Annotated in this window: 23 protein-coding genes; 15 read left to right on the top strand and 8 right to left on the bottom strand. The window is 27.3% G+C overall.

The features are described 5' to 3' along the window. The 8 genes from BMW96_RS07075 to BMW96_RS07040 form a co-directional block, all read left to right on the top strand. On the top strand, nt 1-652 hold a 652-nt coding region (locus BMW96_RS07075; RefSeq protein WP_272481904.1), incomplete at its 5' end, for an exosporium glycoprotein BclB-related protein. A gap of 276 nt (nt 653-928) precedes the next feature. Further along, nucleotides 929-2,128, top strand: coding sequence for a hypothetical protein (locus tag BMW96_RS07070; RefSeq protein WP_092353916.1), 1,200 nt, complete (start codon nt 929-931; stop codon nt 2,126-2,128). 25 nt (nt 2,129-2,153) lie between these two features. Further along, nucleotides 2,154-2,705 (top strand): DNA-3-methyladenine glycosylase I, encoded by a 552-nt coding sequence (locus BMW96_RS07065; RefSeq protein WP_092353914.1) that lies wholly within the window; start codon nt 2,154-2,156, stop codon nt 2,703-2,705. A gap of 28 nt (nt 2,706-2,733) precedes the next feature. Beyond that, a complete protein-coding gene (locus tag BMW96_RS07060; protein ID WP_092353912.1) occupies nt 2,734-3,306 on the top strand; it encodes an SOS response-associated peptidase in 573 nt (190 codons plus the stop codon). 248 nt (nt 3,307-3,554) lie between these two features. Then, nucleotides 3,555-4,022: an RNA polymerase sigma factor gene (locus BMW96_RS07055; protein WP_092353910.1), complete on the top strand. Its 468-nt coding sequence runs from the start codon at nt 3,555-3,557 to the stop codon at nt 4,020-4,022. Beyond that, nucleotides 4,015-5,190 (top strand): hypothetical protein, encoded by a 1,176-nt coding sequence (locus BMW96_RS07050; RefSeq protein WP_092353908.1) that lies wholly within the window; start codon nt 4,015-4,017, stop codon nt 5,188-5,190. The genes BMW96_RS07055 and BMW96_RS07050 overlap by 8 nt, the downstream gene beginning before the upstream one ends. A 23-nt stretch (nt 5,191-5,213) precedes the next feature. Next, nucleotides 5,214-5,861, top strand: a complete 648-nt coding sequence (locus tag BMW96_RS07045) for an HAD-IA family hydrolase (protein WP_092353906.1) — start codon at nt 5,214-5,216, stop codon at nt 5,859-5,861. Then, nucleotides 5,858-6,415, top strand: a complete 558-nt coding sequence (locus tag BMW96_RS07040; RefSeq protein WP_092353904.1) for a GNAT family N-acetyltransferase — start codon at nt 5,858-5,860, stop codon at nt 6,413-6,415. The genes BMW96_RS07045 and BMW96_RS07040 overlap by 4 nt, the downstream gene beginning before the upstream one ends. 34 nt (nt 6,416-6,449) lie before the next feature. On the opposite strand, the gene queF is transcribed toward BMW96_RS07040, so the two are convergent. The 5 genes from queF to queD are packed head-to-tail and all read right to left on the bottom strand — an operon-like array spanning nt 6,450 to nt 9,271. Next, nucleotides 6,450-6,926: a preQ(1) synthase gene (gene queF / locus BMW96_RS07035; RefSeq protein WP_092353902.1), complete on the bottom strand. Its 477-nt coding sequence runs from the start codon at nt 6,924-6,926 to the stop codon at nt 6,450-6,452. Between the two features lie 2 nt (nt 6,927-6,928). Next, nucleotides 6,929-7,612, bottom strand: coding sequence for a 7-cyano-7-deazaguanine synthase QueC (gene queC, locus BMW96_RS07030; protein WP_092353900.1), 684 nt, complete (start codon nt 7,610-7,612; stop codon nt 6,929-6,931). 9 nt (nt 7,613-7,621) lie between these two features. Beyond that, nucleotides 7,622-8,188 carry a GTP cyclohydrolase I FolE gene (gene folE, locus BMW96_RS07025; protein WP_092353898.1) on the bottom strand — a complete coding sequence of 189 codons (567 nt, stop codon included), beginning with the start codon at nt 8,186-8,188 and terminating at the stop codon, nt 7,622-7,624. Nucleotide 8,189: 1 nt separating this feature from the next. After that, a complete protein-coding gene (gene queE / locus BMW96_RS07020) occupies nt 8,190-8,852 on the bottom strand; it encodes a putative 7-carboxy-7-deazaguanine synthase QueE (protein ID WP_092353896.1) in 663 nt (220 codons plus the stop codon). 2 nt (nt 8,853-8,854) lie between these two features. Beyond that, nucleotides 8,855-9,271 (bottom strand): 6-carboxytetrahydropterin synthase QueD, encoded by a 417-nt coding sequence (gene queD, locus BMW96_RS07015; protein WP_092353894.1) that lies wholly within the window; start codon nt 9,269-9,271, stop codon nt 8,855-8,857. 295 nt (nt 9,272-9,566) lie between these two features. Here queD and BMW96_RS07010 point away from each other — a divergent pair, with 295 nt between their 5' ends. Continuing rightward, nucleotides 9,567-11,219 (top strand): Na/Pi cotransporter family protein, encoded by a 1,653-nt coding sequence (locus tag BMW96_RS07010; RefSeq protein ID WP_092353892.1) that lies wholly within the window; start codon nt 9,567-9,569, stop codon nt 11,217-11,219. Nucleotides 11,220-12,004: 785 nt separating this feature from the next. On the opposite strand, the gene BMW96_RS07005 is transcribed toward BMW96_RS07010, so the two are convergent. Further along, nucleotides 12,005-12,685 carry a dihydrofolate reductase family protein gene (locus tag BMW96_RS07005; RefSeq protein ID WP_092353890.1) on the bottom strand — a complete coding sequence of 227 codons (681 nt, stop codon included), beginning with the start codon at nt 12,683-12,685 and terminating at the stop codon, nt 12,005-12,007. Nucleotides 12,686-13,150: 465 nt separating this feature from the next. Here BMW96_RS07005 and BMW96_RS07000 point away from each other — a divergent pair, with 465 nt between their 5' ends. The 4 genes from BMW96_RS07000 (at nt 13,151) to BMW96_RS06985 (ending at nt 16,362) form a co-directional block, all read left to right on the top strand. Beyond that, nucleotides 13,151-13,918 carry a 4Fe-4S binding protein gene (locus tag BMW96_RS07000; protein WP_092353888.1) on the top strand — a complete coding sequence of 256 codons (768 nt, stop codon included), beginning with the start codon at nt 13,151-13,153 and terminating at the stop codon, nt 13,916-13,918. Between the two features lie 79 nt (nt 13,919-13,997). Then, a complete protein-coding gene (locus BMW96_RS06995) occupies nt 13,998-14,834 on the top strand; it encodes an RNA polymerase sigma factor (RefSeq protein ID WP_092353886.1) in 837 nt (278 codons plus the stop codon). Between the two features lie 12 nt (nt 14,835-14,846). Then, entirely contained in the window at nt 14,847-15,533 is a 687-nt protein-coding gene (locus tag BMW96_RS06990) for a DUF2461 domain-containing protein (protein ID WP_092353884.1), read from the top strand. 163 nt (nt 15,534-15,696) lie between these two features. After that, nucleotides 15,697-16,362, top strand: a complete 666-nt coding sequence (locus tag BMW96_RS06985; protein WP_177165824.1) for a Crp/Fnr family transcriptional regulator — start codon at nt 15,697-15,699, stop codon at nt 16,360-16,362. A gap of 30 nt (nt 16,363-16,392) precedes the next feature. Here BMW96_RS06985 and BMW96_RS06980 read toward each other — a convergent pair whose 3' ends face one another. Further along, entirely contained in the window at nt 16,393-18,819 is a 2,427-nt protein-coding gene (locus tag BMW96_RS06980; RefSeq protein ID WP_092353882.1) for a CoA-disulfide reductase, read from the bottom strand. 307 nt (nt 18,820-19,126) lie between these two features. On the opposite strand from BMW96_RS06980, the gene BMW96_RS06975 reads away from it, so the two are divergent. Both BMW96_RS06975 and BMW96_RS06970 read left to right on the top strand, forming a co-directional pair. Further along, a complete protein-coding gene (locus BMW96_RS06975) occupies nt 19,127-21,007 on the top strand; it encodes a BglG family transcription antiterminator (protein ID WP_092353880.1) in 1,881 nt (626 codons plus the stop codon). Nucleotides 21,008-21,309: 302 nt separating this feature from the next. Next, entirely contained in the window at nt 21,310-22,935 is a 1,626-nt protein-coding gene (locus BMW96_RS06970) for a SulP family inorganic anion transporter (RefSeq protein ID WP_092353877.1), read from the top strand. Nucleotides 22,936-23,186: 251 nt separating this feature from the next. On the opposite strand, the gene BMW96_RS14325 is transcribed toward BMW96_RS06970, so the two are convergent. Then, nucleotides 23,187-23,606 (bottom strand): hypothetical protein (locus BMW96_RS14325; protein WP_335743794.1); only part of this gene is annotated, 420 nt, incomplete at its 5' end.

The raw sequence follows: 23,606 nt of genomic DNA, 5'->3' as shown, positions 1-23,606 counted from the left end.
TACAGGAGCCGATGGAGCAACAGGGCCAACAGGAGCAACTGGAAGTACGGGAGCCGATGGAGCAACAGGGCCAACAGGAGCAACTGGAAATACAGGAGCTAATGGAGCGACAGGACCAACAGGACCAGCAGGAAGTACCTCTATTATTCCTTATGCCTCAGGATTACCAATTACTTTGACAACAATTGCTGGAGGATTAATTGGAACACCAGCCTATTTAGGATTTGGAAGTTCAGGTGAAGGATTATCTATAGTAGGTAATACAATTGATTTGACTAATCCTGCAGGAACTTTAACTAACTTTGCTTTTACTCTTCCTAGAGATGGAACTATAACAGCTATTAATGTTTATTTTTCAACTACAGCAGCATTATCGTTAATTGGTTCTACTGTAACGATTAATGCACAATTGTATCAATCATCTACACCAAATAACACATTTACAGCAATAGCTTCTTCATTAGTGAGTTTAACACCAGCATTAACAGGTGTTTTATCAATAGGATCAATTTCTAAAGGAACATTGACTGGATTATCTATTCCAGTACAAACTGGTAATAGAATTTTACTTGTTTTAACTGCAAGTGCAAGTGGTTTAAGTCTAGTTAATACTGTGGTAGGTTATGCTAGTGCTAGTATTGCAATAGTTTAATAAAAACACTTATTATTAATAAAATCTCTTAAAGTAATATTATAGAAATACTCTATAAAAAATATTTTAAGGGATTTATTTTTTATAAAAGTAAATAGATTTTCGATTAAAAAAATTGTAAAATAAGTAGTTAATATTTTAATAGAAATTATATAATTTATTTACTATGAGGGTTTAGTATTGAAATTTTTGATTAAAAAATATGATATTCATTTATTATTGATTAAATTAGATTATTAGTTATGTTATAATTAAAATAAATAGGGAGAGATGATTATGAACAATGAAACAGATATAATTATTAATAAAGTATTTAAATATATAATTACTAGTTTTATTCTTTCTTTTTTTATTATTGAGGTAGGATGGATATCATATATAAGTATAACTTTATCAGGGCTATTCTTTTATGCTGGAATTAGACTTATTAAAAATATTAATGATGGATTAAAATATTCATATTATTTTGCATACTTGTTTTTAATTATTAATATGGTTAATTTGGTATTATGTGCAACGCCTTTTTATAGTGATTATTTTAATGGTTTAATTATTTTTATTGGTATAGTAAGAATATTTTTGATGGTTTTTGGATTTAGAAAATTATTAAATAATAATCGTTATGTTAGAAGATTTATTTTATGTTATTTATTAGAATTTTTAACTATTTTAATCGCATATGTAATGGATTTACGATTATCATTATTCATAATTTTAATTACAGTAATGTGCTTTATATTAAAAATAAGGCAATTAATAATGATAAAAAAAGATATTCTTAAAATTAATAATTTAAAATTTACTAATATCAAAATTAGTACATTAAAATTAGGATTGCTATATTCTTTTATTACTATTATTTTATGTCTAGTTATAACATTTGTTTCTGCTGCTATGTATCATCAGTATGATTCAGATAGCAAAAATATAATATTTGATAGTGAAAATGCATTAGATCATAAGAGTTTTATTAGTTACAATGAAAATAAAGAGGAATTAGCAAAAGTAGAAGTTTATTTGTTTAAGGAACAAGATCAATATCGTAATTATATTGTTATTAATGATATAAAGGATGAAATTTATTATCAGGAATTAAGTATTAGTAATACAGTTTATAGTGCACAAACCAGTGATTTCACATATAAAATAGCTTATCAAAATCCTTTAAATAATAAAGTTTATAAGTCTAATCAGGTGTTAAAATCAAATAATAAAGATTTTGATATAGGTGAATATTTTAATGTAAATGACTATGATACATATGGAACTTATTTTGGAAATAGAAATAAGAAAAAGAGTATTATTTCAACTAAATGTACTGTAGACACTAAGATTAATGAAGGATGCATTTATGAGATTTATGTTAAGATGGATAATGATATAATGCCTTCATATCCATTTAATAATAATAAGTTTGAAAATAACAGTGAGTTTTTAATCAGGGTAATTAATGATAAATTAGAGATAGTTTCATAAGATTATTTTATAGAAGGAGAAAATAATGGTAAAAAGGTGTAGCTGGGTAGATGAAAAATCAGATATATATAAAGATTATCATGATCATGAATGGGGAATTCCAGTTTATGATGATAAAAAATTATATGAAATGTTTTTGTTGGAAACATTTCAAGCTGGGCTTTCATGGATAACTATTTTAAAAAAACGTGAGGCTTTTAAAAAAGCATTTGATAATTTTGATGTAATTAAGATTGCTAAGTATGATCAAAGAAAGATAGAAGAACTATTAAATAATAAGGAAATAGTTAGAAATAAACTTAAAATTAATGCAGCAATAAAAAATGCAAAGATTTTTATCGAAATTCAAGATGAATTTGGTAGTTTTTCTAAATATCTATGGGGATTTAGTAATCATAAAGTTATAAAAAATATAGATAATATTTTCAAAACAACTTCTAAATTATCAGATGATATTTCTAATGATTTAAAAAAAAGAGGAATGAGTTTTGTAGGATCAGTAACAATATATTCTTATTTGCAGGCAGTTGGAATAGTTAATGATCATGAAATAGATTGTTTTTGTTATAATAAATAATATATTGTTAAAAAAATGGAGAGTACTTATGTGTGGACGATATTTTTTAGAATTAAAAGCACTAATGGAATTAGAAAAATGTGTTGATTATGAATTTGAGCGTGAATTATTAATTGCTAAAGATTATTATCCTGGCAATGAGGTACCTATTATAGTAAGCTGTGATAACGGATTGGATTTAAAAAGAGCAAAGTGGGGATTTAAAACATTTGATAATAAGCTGGTTATTAATGCTCGAAGTGAAACATTATTAGAAAAAGTCATGTTTAAGAATGAAGTTTTAAATCATCGTTGTATTATTCCTGTTAGTGGTTTTTATGGATGGGATCAGCATAAACATAAATTTAAATTTATTGATAAAGAGAATAGAATTATGTTATTAGCTGGAATTTATCGAGTTGTTGAAAATCAGATAGAAATGACGATTATAACTACTTTGGCTAATGAAAGCATGAAACTGATTCATCAGCGAATGCCACTGATTATTACTAATGAGCAGATGAAGTTTTGGTTGAGTAAAGATAATTTTAAAAGTATTTTAAGAATTAAACCACAGCCAGTAAAGATATCTTCAGGAATTCTACAAGCTAGTTTATTTTAAATTTAAACAAAGACTATAACTATGAAGTTTAAACAGATAGTTATAGCTTTTTAATATTAAATAATAAAAAAGTTTAATTAGTTTTTTAAAAGAAATATAAACTTGAGTTAGATTTTGTATTTAAAAAGAAAGTGATTATTTATGTTAACAGTTATTTTAATAGGCAATTTTTTATAAGGGTAGAAAATAGAAATATTTGCAACTAAACATGTAATTGATTCGTATTAATAGTGGAAAGGCATGAGAATATGGAAAGAGTAGAATATGAATTGATAATAGAACAATATAGTGATATGGTTACAAGAATTGCCATTATGAATGTAAAAAATATTGATGATGCTAAAGATTGTTATCAAAATGTTTTTATGAAGCTTTATTGTTGTAAAAAAAAGTTTGATAATCAGGAGCATATAAAAGCATGGCTTATTAGAGTGACTATTAATGAATGTAAAGATTATCAAAAACAATTTTGGAAAAGAAATATTAATATTGATGAGATTATTATTGGTAGAGAAGATGAAAAATTAGTTGTTTTACCATTAGTCATGAAACTTGCAAGTAAATATCGAAATGTTTTGTATTTATATTATTATGAGGGATATTCAATTAATGAAGTTGCTGCTATTTTGAGTGAGAATATAAATACTATTAAATCCCAATTAGTTCGGGGACGTAAATTATTGAAGAAAAAGTTAGGAGATGATTTTTATGAATAAATTTGATGAATTTGATAAAATAAAAACACCTTCTATCTGGAAAGAAACAATACTAGCTAATGATTTTAGAATCTCTAAGAAAAAAAGAGAAATAAGAATCAAATATATTTTAGCAATGGTATTAGTTATTATAATAATAACAACTTCATCAATAGGAATTACATATGCATTATCAGAATCATTTAGAATATGGATAAATGAATGTTTTGGTAATAATGTTAGTATTACAGATTCAAGAGATTTGCTAGATGGTATAAATGGGGATACAATTGTTTTAAAGCAAGGTAAAGGTAGTTGGTACGTTGAAGACGGATTTATTGGTGTTGTTGATGATAACTATTTTTATAATGAGGTTTATGTTTTAGAGAATGATAAATTAGTGGCATGTTCAATTAATCAATACCAAGGAAATATTGAGGGAGAGAATTATTCATTTAAATATGTTAGATACAATAATCGAATTTTAGGTTTTGATTATCAAGGATGTATAATTGATGTATTGCCAAGAATTGTTGATAATAAAATTTATGTTTGTATTGATATGGATCGTAAATACGATTTAGCAAAAGTAGATTTAGTTACTGGTGAGCTAGAATATATTACTAATGATCATATATCACTAAATCCTATCATTTCACCAAATCAAATTAATATTTTAATTAATAAAAATGATCAGGCATGGGTGAATTATAATATCGAAACAGGAAATAGTAATGAGGTTACTAATATTAATCCTTATATGCATAGTAATTGTATTACTTTTATTGATGAAAATACAGTGATTACATATGATGGTAATGATGGAATATTATTAGATGTTTTAAAGGATACAGTTACACCATTAGATAATGTGCCTTTAGAAGGAACTTTAGTTAATATTTATGATATAGGTAATAAGATAGTATTTACTAATGTCATTAATGGAAACAAGTGTGAAATGGATTATATCTATATTTTAGGTACTTATTGTAGTTTGGATTATGTTGTATTATTTAATAATGAAGAGTTATATCTTTATGATATTAATCATAATAAAGTAGTTGATTTAAATAATGATAAAAAATTGGATGAAGAGATAGAGGGAGTATCTATTATTGATAAAGAACATTTATTAATATCAACAGATAAAAGAGTATATATTCTTGCTAAAGAATATATAAATAGTTAAAATATAGTTAATTGGAGGCTTTTATGGAAAGAAAATATATTTTATTTGACTTAGATGGGACACTAACTGATCCAATGATGGGAATTACTAAATCAGTACGATATGCTTTAAATTATTATGGTATTAATGTTGATAGTTTAAATGATTTGTTACCTTATATTGGACCGCCATTACGAGATTCATTTAAAGAGTTTTATGGTTTTGATGATGATAAAGCTAATGAGGCTGTAAATAAATATCGTGAATATTTTGCTACTGAAGGGATTTTTGATAATAAAGTTTATGAGGGGATACCTGAATGTTTACAAAAATTAAAAGATGCTGGTAAAATTTTGCTGGTTGCTACTTCAAAACCAGAAAAGTTTGCTAAACAAATAATTGAATATTTTGATTTAGATAAATATTTTGATTTTATTGGTGGCAGTGAGTTTAATGGACGTGAAAAAAAAGCAGATGTAATTAAATATGTTTTAAAAGCTAATCATATTGATGCTTCTAAAGCAATAATGGTAGGTGATCGTAGATATGATATTATTGGAGCTCATGAAAACGATTTACCTTGTGTAGGGGTATTATATGGTTATGGTAGTTTAGAAGAGTTAAAGGGAAATCGGGCTGACTATCTTGCTGATACGATTATTGAATTAACTAGTTTGTTATTAGAGCTATGATAAAAATTGAAACTGTTTTGTATCAGCAGGCATCATTAAAAATAAAAAAGCAAATTAATGATTTATTACAAGATATTTGGCCAAGTGCAAATGATTCTGAAGCACATGATAGTGATTTAGTAGTGCAATCCTTCTATGTAATGATTGATAGTAGAATTGTTAGTTATGCTGCAGTTATTCGATTACAAGTAATTATTAAAGACAAATTATATCAAATAGGTGGATTAAGTTGTGTAGCAACTTTACCATCATTTCAAGGACAGGGATTAGGTTGTAAAATTGTTGCAAGAGCAACAAAATGGATGGAGGATAATCTTGATTTTGGAGTATTTACTTGTGCACCTGATTTAGTGGATTTTTATTATCGAGCTGGAAATTGGAAGGCAATGTCTAATGTAGTATTGATAGGAAATCATGATAATGATGCTTTATCAAGTAGAAATTTAGATGTTATTGTTTTGATGAGAATTTTTTCTAAAAAAGCTTTATCTAATTATGAAGAAATAACTAATAGTATAATTTATTTAGGGTTTTCTAAAGGACAATTTATTTAAAAAAAGGATGTTTTAAATATATACAACATCCTTTTTAGCGATTATCAATTTTTTCAGGGTATAAATCATGGTTAGCCAAACGATTGAAAGCAATTTCTTCCCATTTTGTATTTGGCATACCATAATTACAATAAGGATCAATAGAAATTCCACCACGAGGTGTAAACTTTCCCCAAACTTCAATATATTTAGGATCCATTAATTTAATTAAATCTTTCATAATTATATTCATACAATCTTCATGAAAATCACCATGATTTCTAAAACTAAATAAATATAATTTTAATGATTTGCTTTCTATCATTTTTTTATTAGGGACATAACTAATATATATGGTTGCAAAATCTGGTTGTCCAGTAATTGGGCAAAGACTTGTAAATTCTGGACAGTTAAATTTCACAAAATAATCATTTTCTAGGTGTTTGTTATCAAATGTCTCTAATACTTCTGGGGCATAATCATCTTTATATATAGTGTTTTTATTACCTAATAAAGTTAAATTTTCACTCATTTTTATTCTCCTAATAATGGATCTTTAATACCATTTTTTAAAAAAGCTTTTTGTCTATCTATGCATGTACCACAACTACCACAAGGATGTTCATTTCCTTCATAACAAGACCATGTTAATTCATATGGAACATTCAGTGATAAACCGATTTTAATGATATCAGCTTTAGTCATTTCTACAAATGGTGCTTTAATTTCTAGCTGATGTCCACTACCTTCATAAATGGCCTGATTCATAGCATTATTAAATATTTCACTACAATCAGGGTAAGCACAACCCGCAGCATCGTCACCATGGGCGCCATAGTAGATAACATTACAGTTTTTAGATAAGGCAATGCTGGCAGCACTAGATAAAAATAAGCCATTTCTGAATGGAACATAGGTTGAAACTGGTGTACCTTCTGTTTTGGTTAGTTGTTTATCATAGGATTCATGAGGAATTTCATTATCTGAATGTTGTAATAGTGAACAGTTACTGTATGTAAAGATTTTTGCTAAATCTAGATAAAGATGTTCAACTTGGTAGTATTGAGCAATTTTTTTAGCTGCTTCAATTTCTTTAGTGTGTTTTTGACCATAACTAATTGATAAGGCAATTACATTTTCATTTTTGTATTGGTCGATTGCTAAAGCTAAGGCGGTTGTAGAGTCTATCCCACCACTAAATAATACTAATGCTTTCATTTTATTCTCCTAACGTAAATAAATTTGTAACTTACTATCAGTTTCAAAACGACCAGTTAAAATACTAGTGATAGTAGTACTATTAACTTTTTTAATTCCACGAGATGACATACAGCTATGTTTGCCTTTGATAATAACTGCTATATCTTTAGAGCCAGTCACTAAACTAATAATTTCAGCGATATCAGTTCCAATACGTTCCTGGAGTTGTAAGCGCCTAGCGGCCATATCAGCAATTCTTGCGATTTTGCTAAGTCCAATTACTTTATTACAAGGGATATAGGCTACTGTAACTTTCATGTCATACATTAAAGCAAGGTGATGTTCACAGTAACTAAAAATATCTATATCTTTAATTACAACTACTTCTTGATTAGCAAAGTCTAAGTCATCTTCAAATGTTTTGTTAAACATTTCTGCAATTTGTTGATTAGTGTAATTCATACCAGCAAAAACTTCTTCATACATTTTTGCTACTCTTTTTGGGGTATCTTTTAGTCCTTCACGATTTGGATCATCTCCTAGGGCTTCAAGAATCCCATAAATATGTTTTTCAATTTTTTTAGTATCTATCATTTTAGACACCTCTTTGATTAACATCCCAAATGAATTTATGCATTTGTAATTGCATATAGACATCATTCATTTGATGTTTGATCATATAATCAACAATTGTACTTGGTTCAATCATACCAAAGACAGGACTAAGATATACTTTGGCATGATTAGTTAGATCATATGTATTAATTATTTCTTTAGTTTTATTTAAATCATCATAGTTACCAACAACAAACTTAACAACATCGTTTTTAGTGAGATATTGATAATTATTTAAATACATTTTATTTTCCATATTACTACTAGGTGTTTTATAGTCTAATGTGAAAATAGGACGTTTTTTATTAATAAAAGGTTTAATGTCAATACTACCATTAGTTTCAATTTCAACACTATAGTTATTTTCTAATAATAAATTAATTAGGATATCAATATTATCTTGAATCAAAGGTTCACCACCTGTTAATGTTACATTAATAACATTGTTGTCATTTAGATAATCTAAAATATCTTGTTCAGTTAATAATTCATAAGAAGCATCAACTGTGTTTGCATATTTAGTATCACAATAACTACAGTTTAAATTACAATAGTTAAAGCGAATAAATGCAGATAATTGACCTGCTCGACTACCTTCACCATTTATACTAATAAATTTTTCAATAACTTTATATTTGTTCATAATTAACCTCGATAACTAGCGCAATTATTTGGTGTTTCATATACTTCAATATAATCAACGTTGTATTTTTTAGCTAGTCTGTCATAGATGTATTTTGCTAAATTTTCTGCTGTTGGTCTAAATGGTAAATTAATAATTTTAAAATTTTCATCAATTAATGCCTGGTATAGTCTTTTAGATAAACTACCATCTTCAATAATTAAAGCATGATCAAAATTATCAGTAATTACTTTAAGATCAGCTTTTAGATCACCAAAATCAATTACCATAGACTTATTTTGGGGATCGTCAAGTAGTTTTTCATTTTTTATAGTTGCCACAATTTTCCAACGATGGCCATGAATATTAGCACATTTACCATGGTATCCATGTAAAAAATGGGCACTATCAAAACTTTGTTCAGTTTTTAAATAATACATTTTTCCTCCTTCTATACCATCAAAATAAAAAAGCAGGCTCACTAAAAAGCCTGCTTAAAAACAATACAAAAAAGCATAGCCCTAGTTTTGTTTATAGACAGGATGGTACAAATGAACTGTCTATAAATAATAGTAGTTAGTTTTATTAAAATGTCAAGATAAATGTATATTTAAGTTTAATAAATCCAAAATAAAAATAGAAAAGTTAAGAGTTTGTTAATTGTATTTGCATACTACAAATTTTATGTTAAATTTACCTTGGACATAAAATAAACCATTTAATAGGGGGACAAAAATGAAACTTACTGATTTATTTACTATGTTTGGTGGTTTGGCATTATTCTTGTATGGAATGACAATGATGTCAAACGGTTTAGAGTTAGCTGCTGGAAATAAGATGAAAAGTATTTTAGAAAAGCTTACTACTAATCGCTTTTTAGGTGTCGGAGTTGGAGCTATAATTACAGCTGTAATCCAATCATCATCAGCTACTACTGTTATGACAGTTGGCTTTGTCAATGCAGGATTAATGAGATTAGAAAATGCTGTTTGGGTAATAATGGGAGCTAATATTGGAACTACGATTACAGGTCAATTAATTGCTATTGATATTACTGCATTAGCACCTGTAATTGCATTTGCTGGTGTGGCTTTAATTGTCTTTTTTAAGAGTAAAAAATTAGATGCATTTGGTACTATTATTGCTGGACTTGGTATCTTGTTTATGGGAATGGAAATGATGTCGACTGCTATGTCACCGCTTAGAAGTTCACCAGAGTTTGTTAATATTGTTAGTACTTTTGAAAATCCTTTGATTGGTATTTTAGTAGGTGCAGTATTTACTGCTATTATACAAAGTTCTTCTGCATCAGTTGGAATTTTACAAGCTCTTGCTAAAAGTGGTGTAATTACATTACCATCAGCAATATATGTATTATTTGGGCAAAATATTGGTACTTGTATCACAGCTGTTTTAGCTAGTATTGGTACAGGTAGAAATGCTAAAAGAACGACTATTATTCATTTATCATTTAATATTATTGGAACTATTATTTTTGTAACAATTAGTTTGATTTTCCCATTTGCTCAATTGATGCAAGCATTAACACCTGAAAATATTCCTGCTCAAATTGCAAATGTACATACTGTGTTTAATGTCGTAACAACAATACTGCTTCTACCATTTGGTGTAAGGTTAGTTCAGTTAGCATATAAAATTCTTCCTGAAAAAGAAGGACTTGAAGATAAATTATCAGTTAAATATTTAGATAATAGCATTTTTACTAATGATTATCGTATTGGAATAAGTGCTATTGCAAATACACAATTATTTAATGAAACTCAAAATATGTTAAGTGTTGTACAAAAAAATGTTCAAAGATCATTTGAATTAATGGTTAATTATGATGAGGAAATTCATCATAAAATATTGAAAGATGAAAAATATATTGATTATTTAAATAAAGAAATAATTCAGTTTACTACTAATACAATTTCTTCAGATTTTTCAATTGAGGAATCTAAATCAATTGGTTTGTTTTTAAAGACAGCTGGAGATTTAGAAAGGGTTGGTGATCATGCAATAAATATAGCAAAAAGAGCAAAAATACTTCATGAAGAAGGTGAAAGTTTTTCAGACGAAGCTATTAATGAAATTAAAATTATGAATGATTTAACAGGTAATATATTGAAAGAATTAAATGTTTTAAATCGTGAAGAACTCCATAATATTGTTGAAAAAGTAGATATTATTGAAAATAGTATTGATGTTACTACTCATGAATTTTCAGTCAATCAATTAAAACGTCTTCGTAATAAGATATGTACAGTTGAACATAGTGCTTTATATACTGAAACATTGATTGATTTTGAAAGAATAGGTGATCATGGTTTGAATATAGCTGTCTCATTTAATAAGATAAAAGATGATCTTACTACTATGGCATAATCGTATTAGTAAATTATTTTTTGGATGTAAAATATGATAGACACTAACTATATAAAATATTATCGGATTTTGAAAGTATTAATGAAATAATCAATCACTTGAAATAGGTTTTCCCTAATTAGGAAAACCTTATTTTATTATTATTAAAGTTCAGTTTTTTAGCATTAGGAATTTCTATATAATAGGGAAATTGTTATTGATTTGATAATAAGTTATCTGATTTACTAATAATATAAATGATATTTAATTGAATTAAGAAAATTTTTACTATGTAATAATGATAAAATGATTTTACATAAAAGATTAGAACAATGTTTTTGTACAGAAAAACAGCATAAATTTTTGAGTGTCTTTTTATAGCCATCAAGTAATCAATCAGCAGGAATAGCAGTTTTTGTGGATTGAAACGCTCTGATTTCTTCTTTCAATTTTTCATTGGCATTTGCTTTGCTGTTCTTTATGGTAGTTAGATAAGCTACTACTGGTATCACAGGCAATTGAAAGCATTGACTGTGATACATCATATTCTTCATGCTTTTCCTTTAGTTCTTGTATAAAAAGTTAGTTATATGAAAAAGAACAGTCAATATAAAATCAACTGTCCTGTACAAATGCGAATATACTATATAAATATGTGATATTTTTAGGTTATAGTTTCTAGTGCTCTCTTTGTTAGATAATAGGGCTTATAAGGTTTGCAAGCTTACCAAATTGCAGATGTGTGGTCGACTTATTCTGTCAGTTTGAGAAATTTTAAGCTTATTTTCCACACAATCAAGAAGCTGTCAGTGAATTACTTCATAACGTAATCTAAGATATGAGTTTTCCAAAATTACACATTCTTGCAATTTCAATACTCCTAATTTTGATAATTCGCTTTCTGACAATAAAGATTTTCCATCAATTAAGGTGGATGTATCTTTACCACCAATTAATATAGGAGCTATGACAATGTCAATATAATCTATCAGTTTTTCACGAAGAAATAGTCCATTTAATGTACCACCAGTTTGTATAGTTATTCTCTTACAACTATATTCTGATTTGAGTTTTGTAAGAACATCTTCTAACGATAATTCATTTTGATATATGATATGGAGATTATCTTCTTCTATTTTAAATGCTGGATGATTTTTATTGGATGTAACTAACACAAATTGTTTTGATAAAGCACAAAAATAACGTATACCATGTTCTTTTAAATGTTTATTATCAATTACAACAAAAGATACAGGTGTTTTATTTGGCATACCTGCTGCATTAATACCGATTTTGGCTTGTACTCTTCCAGAATTAAGTGACCATAAATCTGTTGTTTGTTCTATTTCATAATATTGATGCAATCCTTCTTTAACTCCTATAATTTTAGGAAAGTCCTTATCCACATCTAAATTATCTGATGCACCAGTGCTGATTTTGCCATCAACAGACATTAACATAAATAATGTTGTAATAGGTCTGTCCATTCTCCTCTTTCCTCCTAGTATATTATAATTTATTTTTATGCACATTATATCATGCTGCTTCAATACTGTCATTTCTTTTCTGCTTTTGAAAAGTGTGATTTGTAAAGAGTATTAAAGCATTATTTATGTAATAAATCTTTGATAAACCATATGTTAATAAGTTAAGTAAAAATAAAATATTATGGTGTTTAACAGTATAGAAAAAATCCTTCATTTCAAGTGTTGTTCTTGCATATCACTGTATTTTTTGTATAAATCGTTATATAAGGGGCTTTCATTTGTTGTAAATTGTTTTTTAGTTATTTTGTTGGTAAATGCTCTATTTATGTGGATATTTTCAAAAATTAAAATATTTAAATTATTGATCATTATAATACTTGTCTCTAATTAATGAATAGTATAAAAATAAGTGATATAATTATAGTACAAAATTAGTTTTATAATAAAAATATGGGAGGAAAAGTTATGAAAATTGATCGTACATATGCAATTTATTTTTCACCAACCTATACTTCAAAAAAATCAGCTGTTAGTATTGCACGTGGATTAGAAGGGGATTTGAGTGAAATAGATTTGACATTAAAAGATTCAATTCCTGAAATAGTATTTAGTCGACATGATATTGTTGTTTTTGGATTTCCAGTATATGCAGGAAGAATTTTACCTGAAGCACTTGACCGTTTGAATTCGTTTCATGGGAATCATACACCATGTGTTATTACAGTTACATATGGTAATAGACACTATGATGATGCGCTATTAGAATTATTTAATAACATTAAGGAAAGAGGATTTATTCCTATTGCTGGAGCAGCACTAGTTGGGGAACATACTTATGGACATATACAAGTTGGTCGTCCTAATCGAGATGATTTATATCGAGATGAATTATTTGGCAGTTTAGTTCGTTTGAAAATAAAGGATGATAATTTTTCATTTGTTTCTATACCAGGTAAATATCCATATAAAGAAAGAGTTACAGGTAGGGGATATCATCCTGATACAAATGAATTATGTAATCAATGTGGAATGTGTGCTAAGGAATGTCCTGTTAATGCGATAAGTAAAGTTGATTGTAGAACTGTTGATGATAACTGTATTGCATGTTTTAGGTGTATTCGCATTTGTCCTCAACATGCTAAAAACATGGATAAAAATAAAAAATATCAAGAGTTTGCAAAAGCGTTTAGTGTAAAGTTAGCAAATCCTCGAGAAAATGAATATTTTATATAGGCGACCTGGTTTAGGGTCGTTTAAATTTATATGTCACAAAATATAATTTTAACGTCTAATTAGATAGGAGGAAATATATATGGATAAAAAAGAAATAAATATGATGATTACTAAAGCAACACAAGGTGATAATAAAGCTTTAGAAGAATTGTTAATTGAAGTGCAGGATTTTGTGTATAATCTTTCACTAAGAATGTTAGGAACAATAGCTGATTGTGAAGATGCTACTCAAGATATTTTAATTAAAATTATGACAAATTTATCTTCGTTTCGTAAAGATAGTAATTATCAAACTTGGGTATATCGAATTGCAGTAAATTATTTGATTGATTATCGTAAGTCAATGTTTGCTATGAGACCTTTAAATTTTGATTTTTATGGCAATGATATTCGTTATGGTCATAGTGATAATGAAGAATTGTTACTTGGCTTAAATCAAGAGCAGTTAGCAGAGGAATTAAAGATGTCATGTACAAATGTTATGCTTCAATGTTTGGATCCTGAAACTAGATGTATTTTTATTGTAGGAACGATGTTTAAAATTGATAGTAAAATAGCGGGTGAAATATTTGAAATATCACCTGAAAACTATCGTAAAAAATTATCACGAGCACGTAGTAAAATGGCAAAGTTTTTAAGTGAGTACTGTGGTTTAGGTGGAGGAATGTGTTCATGTATTAAAAGAGTATCATATGCAATTGAGCAACATCGTTTGGATCCTAGAAATCTTGAATATTCAAAATTAAAACAACTTGACCATGAAATATTAGAAAATTGTAAAATAGATATGGAATACATAGATGAATTATCAGAAAGTTTTATGAGTTTACCTAATTATAAAACATCTATTGAAAGTAAAGAGATAATCAAAAATTTACTTAATTCTAAAGAAATTGCTCAAATTAAAAATTATTAGGAGACCAATATTATGATTAGTAATCAAAAAATATATAACTATTTAATTGAATTAGAAAACAATAATAATCGTGACTGGTATCATGAAAATAAAGAGTTACGAATTGAAGTTAATAAAGAATTTGAAAATATAATCCAAGAACTAATAAATCAAATAGGAATATTTGATAGTTCTATTTTAAATCTTAAACCAAAAGATTTAACTTTTAAACAAGTTAGAGATACTCGTTTTTCACATGATAAATCACCATACAATCCTGTTTTGAGAGCTCATTTAGGGCCAAAAGGTAAATTGCCAATACCTGTAGGATATTATTTGTTTATAGGTGCAAATAATAAAACATTTTTAGGTGGGGGATTATTCACAGGAATGTTTAAAGAGGCAACTGAAATGATTAGAAAATATATTGTTGAACATGGAGATGAATTTGAAAATATTTTAAATGAACCTATTTTTAAAGAAAGTTATTGTTTAAAAGGTGAAAAATTAAAAAATGTGCCACATGGTTATAATAAAGATCACCCTCAAGCAGAGTTATTAAAATATAAAAGCTGGTATATAGAATATTCTATTGATGATGAAGTTTTACTTGATGGAGATAAGTTTATTGAATTAGCAGTAAAACAGTTTAAAATAATGAAACCATTTAATGATTTTTTGAATCGTGCTTTAATTGAATTTAAAATGCCAAAAAGATAATTTAAAAAACTAGTGAGAAATCAACTTCTTACTAGTTTTTTATGTATAATATATATGGGGGTAAAGCTATTTATTGCAACTAGACATCCACCAAGCAAATTAGATATAATTAAACAATATTTTAAGTTTGATAGATATATTAATTAATTAGAAGGTGAAAATTATGGATAAAGAATTATCAAGGTTTTTAACATTTTGGAATCTCTTAGATGATACTGAAAAAGAATTATTAAATCAAAATGCAATAGTTAAAAATTATTTAAAAGGAGTAACAATGCATCAGGGTAGTGGTGATTGTTTAGGGGTGGTTTTGGTTAGAAAAGGTCAATTAAGAACCTATATGTTATCACCTGATGGGCGTGATATTACATTATATCGTTTGTTTCCTGGTGATGTATGTATTCTTTCAGCATCATGTGTCTTAGAATCAATAACTTTTGATGTATTTATTGATGTTGAAGAAGATAGTGAGATTATCACTATTTCCTCAGCTCTTTTTCAACAACTAGCAAAGCAAAATATTTATGTTGAAACATTTGGTTATAAAATGGCTACTAATCGTTTTTCAGATGTGATGTGGGCAATGCAGCAAATTTTATTCATGTCTATTGATAAAAGATTAGCTATCTTTTTGAGTGAAGAAATAAAAAATAATAAATCACTAGAATTAAAAATAACTCATGAGCAAATTGCTAAATATATGGCAACAGCTCGTGAGGTTGTTACACGAATGTTAAAATATTTTAGTCAGGAAGGAATTGTTAAATTATCACGAGGAAAAATAACTATAATTGATGAAACCAAATTAAAGAAGTTAACTTTGAAGTAGTTTAAAAATCTGGGAGTAATCCCAGATTTTCTATATAAATAAAGACATATCAGATTCTTCACCATTAGCTAACATAGTTGCAACACCAGATAATTTAACACCATCAATCAATTCTTCATTTTTGATACCCATTACATCCATACTCATTGAACAGGCAATTAATTCAACACCATTATCTTGGGCGGTTTTAATCAGATCTTCTAAACTATCAATATTTTTATCTTTCATTACAGCACGAATCATTTTAGCACCCATTCCACCCATGTTCATTTTAGAAAGTGATAGCTTTTTTGAACCACGAGGCATCATCATTGCAAACATTTTTGAAATCAAATTCTTTTTAGTTTTGATTTTTTCTGGACGTCTAATAATATTAAGTCCCCAAAAAGTAAAGAACATTGTGACTTTTCGTCCCATTGCCGCAGCACCATTGGCAATAATAAATGAAGCAATAGCTTTATCTAAATCGCCAGAGAAAATAATCATATTTTTATTATTTTTATCTTCTGTTAAAATAGGTTGTTGACCTTTTTTTATTTTGGCATTGCTAATACCTTTGTTACAACTTAGCTCTATTAATTCATTACCAGTACGGCGACAATAGCCATCAAGATCTGAAGCAAAGGCAGGATCAGTAGTTTGAATTTCAATAATATCACCATCTTTAGCGGTTTCTAGAGTAGCTGATAATTTTACGATTGGGCCAGGACATTGAAGACCACAAGCATTGACTTTAATTGTTTTTATATCATCTAAAGGGGAAGAAGATTTTATCGTATTATTTTCAGATTTATTATAATTTTGATCAAAGATAGTGTTATATAAACGGTAACCACCATTAAGATTATAAGTTTCAAAACCATTTTGACTCAAAATCCGTGATGCTATATAACCACGAAGACCAATTTGGCAGGTTACATAGACTGGTTTATTTATGTCAAGTTCATGAAGCCGAGATCTCAAGGAATCTAAAGGAATATTAATGTAGCCATCAATATGACCATTAGCATATTCTAGTTCACTGCGAGTATCTAATAGGGTTACACTACCATCACGTGGAAGTGTGGCAACATCATCCCAATTATACTGTTTAACTTTATTAGTAAGGATATTTTCAATTACAAAACCAGCCATGTTGACAGGATCTTTTGCTGAACCATATGGAGGTGCATAACAAAGTTCTAATTCTGTTAAATCATAACCAGTCATTTTGGCACGAATAGCAGTAGCTAAAACATCCATACGCTTATCAACTCCATCATATCCAACAATCTGAGCCCCTAAAATTTTACCATCTTTTTTATCAAAAAGAACTTTTATAGACATATTAACAGCCCCAGGATAATATCCAGCATGATTAGCAGAATAGGTATAGACCTTATCATAATCAAGTTTTAATTCTTTAGCTGTTTTTTCATTGATTCCACTACTAGCAACAGTTAAATCGAACACTTTTAAAATTGAAGAACCTTGAGTTCCCTGGTAGTGACGATTTAAACCACAAATATTATCAGCAGCAATTCTCCCTTGTTTATTAGCTGGACCAGCAAGTGGTATATATCCAACATTATTGGTTATATAGTTTTTGATTTCAATAGTATCCCCCACAGCATATATATCTGTAACAGAAGTTTCCATCTTATCATTGACAATGATTGCTCCACGTTTATTAGTTGCAATACCAGAACCTTTAACAATCATTGTTTCAGGAGTAACACCAATTGCCATGATTACCATATCAGTAGGAACAATTTGATCATTTAATGTGACAGATAGATTCTTACCATCATCATTAATTGATTGAAGTGTTGTATTTAAAGCTAAATTGATTCCTTTACTTATGAGATGCTGGTGAACTTCACAAGCCATATCATAATCAATTGGGGCAATGACTTGATTAGACATTTCTACAATTGTCACATTTACTCCAGCTAAGTGTAAATTTTCAGCCATTTCAATTCCAATGAAGCCCCCTCCAACAACAGTAGCATGTTTAGGTTTATTTATATCAACATATTCTTTAATTTTATAAGTATCAGGAATATTTCTAAGAGTAAAAACTTTATTTGAATCAATTCCAGGTATGTTTGGTTTAATTGGTTTAGCTCCCATTGAAAGAAGCAGTTTGTCATAACTTTCTTGATATTCACTTTGTGTTTGGTGATTATAAACAGTTATAGTTTTATTTTTAGAATCTATGGTTTTAACTTCATTAAAATTACGAACATCAACATTAAAACGTGCATTAAAGCTTTCAGGAGTTTGTAATGTTAAAGCTTCTTTATCAGTGATTTCACCACCAATATAATATGGTAATCCACAATTTGCAAATGAAATATATTCATCTTTTTCAAACATAATAATGTTAGCCGATTCATCTAAACGTCTTAAACGAGCTGCTGCTGATGCTCCGCCAGCTACACCACCAACGATAAGAATTTTTTGATTTGTCTTCATACTTTACCTCCATAATTATTAATCTATGATTAATTTACAAGATTATTATAGTTTTAATTAAAAATAAGTTCTGTAACTAAGTCACATAACTAGAAAAGTTTTTATTTGATTTCACTTATTTTTGTGTGAACTAATGTATTATGTTTTGATATATTATTTTTATTTATTAAATTGTATCAATATATAATGTAATAATTTAATGTTAAATCATAAAGTTTTTTATATAGTAAGTATTGTTATTTTAATATTTATATGATATTTTCTAATTAAGGAAACGATTACATTTATTGATTTAGAGGAAAGAAAAATGGAAAAAGAAGTTACAAGTAGGATGAATCAAATCATAGAATTAATAATTTTTAGTAATTGTAAGACATTAAAGGAAATTGCAGATACTATGGGAATATCACTTCGGCAGGTTAGATATGATATAAGTAGAATTAACGAGGTTTTGGGAACAAATCAGGTAGTTCCAACAATTGAAACTGACAATAAAGGGACAATTGTCATTAATGACGAAAAAAGAATTAGAGACTTGAATAAAATTCAGGAGAAGAAATTTAAATGTATTAAAGAACAACGGTTGATCTTATTGTTTAATATTATTGCTTTTAATATTAAATCACTAAACTTGAATAAATTATCAAAACAATTAAATGTTACAAGAGTAACTGTAAAAAATGATTTAAATGAAATAAGAGAAGTATTGAAACAATATAATATTAATTTGATTTATGTTAATAATTTCTATCTTGTTGGTGATGAAGAGAATATTTTTGAATTTCGTTTAGATGCTTTAAAAAAGTTAGAATATAGTTTATATAAAGATAAATTTGAAAAAATTGAGTATTTAGTACAAGATTATATTCAAGAAGTTTTTTCAAAAATTAAACTTCGGAATGTAATGCCGATTATATCAGAATTTGCAAAGAAAAATAATGTATTGATTAAGGATTCTGAGTTTTATTGGTTATCCTCAACGATTTTATTAATGCTATGGTATATATTTATAAATCATGAAATTCCTAATCTAAAATATTTTAACGTAAATATTTTAGAACTTGATTATGAAGAAATATTTACTAGTTTAGAAAAGTTTATGAGTATTGAATTACGAAGTAGAGATAGGGCTAAGATCAAGGCAGTTATTTCTGCAATATGTAATCATGATAATATTGAAGTAACTAATTTTAATCATCATGCTGTTGAATATATTTATAAATTGATAATTGAATTACCTAAAGAATATCGTGAAATATTTATTAATGATGGAACATTATTAAAGGGATTATATTGTCATTTAGAACGATGTTATAAAAAAATGGAAGTTTCTTTAGAATTTGAAGTAATAGAAGATTATCGAATAAATTTAGACCCTCAACTTGAAGAGACAATTGATACATTTTGTATAAAAAATAAACAATTTATTGATCTTTCACGTAAGAGTGATAAAGAATTATTAAAACTACATTTTGCTAATAGTTTGTATCAGCATAAGAGAAAAGAAAAAAAGAAGGTTTTATTAGTAAGTGGGGCTTCTAAAATTGCAAAAAAACATTTAAATATGGTTCTTGAATCTCTTTTTGAGATTCAAATAATTGCAGTGATTTCAAAATATGATGTACCTTTTTATGAAGATTGGAATAGTTTAGATGTGGTATTGTTTACAGAAAGTATTCCTGAATATTTTAATAAAGGTGTACAAGCAGCAAAAATAAATATGATTTTAGATAATGAAGATTTTTTAACGCTTAATAAGATGAATATTTCACCTAAAGAACATAGTTTAGATTTACATGAATTATATTTGAAATTAGATTTTTTGAGTAATAAAGATCAATTAACAGTTATCAAATTAATTAATAATTATTTACAAAAACAAGTGGTAGTTACTTATAATCGATTAGAACATATCGTTGATTATAATGTGAGAATTGTAAGTGAACTAGATTTTGGACATAATTATATTCAATTAAATGAAAGTTGTGTAGTATTATTTCAAAGAGGGAATTTTAATTTTATTGACATAATGATAGATCGCAATGTTAATAGTGGAGTAATTAAAATTACTGCAGATAATCCTATTGTTTTACTTTTTCTTCTTTTTAGATGTTATCAGCAATTGAATGGACAAGATATTTTTTCTATGAATAATAGTGATATTATTTCATTGTTACAAAAAACATAATTTTAAAAGTTGTGGTTTTTTGTTTTGGATTAATTGTATTATTTTATATATAAGTCCAATATATTTAGTGAAAAGTTTAGTGGTGTGAGAAGGAAATATAGGTTTAAAGTATAAATAAACAAAAATTATAGTAAAATTGGTATGATACTGAAGATTGTTATAATATTTTGGCTATGATTTCTTCTTTTTTATATATTTATAAATTATATTTGACAAAAAACATTAAAATATTTATTTTTTCCTTTAATTTATTAATATTTATCATTATAATGAAAAAGTATTTTGAAAGGAGAAGAGGGTAGATGTTTAAGAGTTATGTTTCAAGTCTGAAAAAAGAGTTTAAGGGCTATAATTCTCAAAAGTTAATTAAAGATGTTTTAGCAGGATTGACAGTAGCTGCTGTTGCTCTACCATTAGCTTTAGCATTTGGGGTTAGTAGTGGTGCTGATGCTGGTGCTGGATTGATTACTGCAATAGTAGCAGGGCTGTTGATTGGCGGTTTATCTGGTGCATCTTATCAGATTTCTGGACCAACTGGGGCAATGTCAGCAATTTTAATTGGGTTATCATCTACATATGGTTTACAAGGAGTGTTTGTTGCTTGTTTTATTTCTGGTGTAATGCTGTTGATTGTATCATTGTTTAAATTTGGAAAGATTGTTTCGTTTATTCCAACAAGTGTGATTACTGGATTTACTAGTGGAATTGCTATTATTATTGCTACAGGGCAAATTGATAATTTTTTTGGGGTTACTTCTAAAGGAAGTAATCCAATCCAAAAAATATTATCTTATGGAGAATTAGGATTTAATGTGAATTTAGAAGCATTGTTTTTTTGGATATTGGTAATGGCAATTATTATTTTTTGGCCTAAAAAATGGGGAAATATATTTCCCGCTTCATTAGCAGGAATTATCATTGCATTAATTATTAACTTATTATTTGAATTTGAAGTGGCTGAAGTAGGGGCGATTCCTTCAACGTTATTGCCAGAGGTACGGTTATCACTAAGCAGCTTAAACTTAACGACAATAACTAATTTAATTATTCCAGCTTTTAGTATTGCAATGTTAGGAATGATTGAATCACTATTATGTGGAGCTAGTGCTGGAAAGATGAAAAATGAAAAGTTAAATGCAGATCAGGAACTATTGGCTCAAGGAATTGGTAATATGGTTATTCCATTTTTTGGTGGAGTACCAGCTACTGCAGCAATTGCTCGAACTAGTGTTGCGATTAAGGCAGGGGGACAGACACGTTTAGTTAGTATTTTTCATGCTGTCGCATTACTAATTTCAATGTTTGTATTAGGTCCATTTATGTCGAAAATCCCATTATCAGCATTGGCAGGAGTTTTAATAATGACTGCTTGGAAAATGAATGAGTGGCATGAAATTAAGTCGTTTTTTTCAAAACGAATCAAGACAAGTATGACACAGTTTTTAGTGACTATGTTAGCAACAGTTATCTTTGATCTAACAGTAGCGATTATAATAGGGGTCTTTATTTCAATGGTTTTATTTGTGATTAATAATTCAGATTTGGATATTGAAACAAGTGATATAGAACCACAACGATTAGATAAAGAATTAAATTATGATCACCAAAATACTAAAGTAATATATTTAGCTGGTCCATTATTTTTTGGTAATCAGGAACAGATAATTACAAAAGTAAATGAAGTTATTAAAGATTGTAATAACATTATTTTTTCAATGCGTGGAGTACCTTCAATTGATGATTCTGGGATTCATGAGTTTATTGATGTGGTAGAATTATGTCGTAAACATAATGTTAAAATTTTATTTGCAGGTGTTCAAAAAAATGTTATGAAACAATTTAAACGTCATCGTTTTGTGGAATTTGCTCATCAGGATAATTTTTGTTGGGACGTTATTAAAGCATTAGAAATAATTGAACAAAAATAATAAAAAAGACTTGAATATAAAAAAGGTTTTTACTCAAAAATGGGTAAATAAGAAATAGGAGATTTTAAATATTATTGAATTAATCAATAATATAAGAAGTCTCCTTTAAAAGTTTACCCTAAAGTTAGAAAGAATCTTTTTTATATCTTGTTTTCTTAAATTATTTTGTTGTAAACGATAATAAAAAAGGCTGCTATCTTATATATACAGTCATAATTGTCATATAGAAAATGGTAGATGTACTTACATAATTAATAAGTTGTAAACTTATTAATAAGGTTTTGAGATAATTTTGTAGCATGAATAATTGTAAGTATAGGTAAAAAAGCATAGGCATAATTATATTCTTTGAAAATAAAGACCATAACTAAGCCAATAAAAGCTTCTAAAAGAAAAATAATTAAGTAAATGTAAGGAAGGTAAGTCATTATAAATTTTGCCTTTTTAAAGAGAATGTTTAATATTTTTGTTTTAGATAATATTTTAAGAAGAATATATAGTCCATAACTTAATAAAGACCAAATTATTGTTTTAGTAAATAACTCAAACAATATAGATTTTTCAATTAAATTAGGATTACACCAAAAGTAACCTAATCCCATAACTATAAAATAAATAATACTCATTATTACAGGCTGTTGACAAAAGATGGTATAAAAACTAGTTTTAAA

The organism is Thomasclavelia cocleata (genome assembly GCF_900102365.1).
Lineage (GTDB): Bacteria > Bacillota_I > Bacilli_A > Erysipelotrichales > Coprobacillaceae > Thomasclavelia > Thomasclavelia cocleata.
Note: the sequence above shows the minus strand (reverse complement) of the source record. Positions and strands in the feature narration are given on the sequence as shown.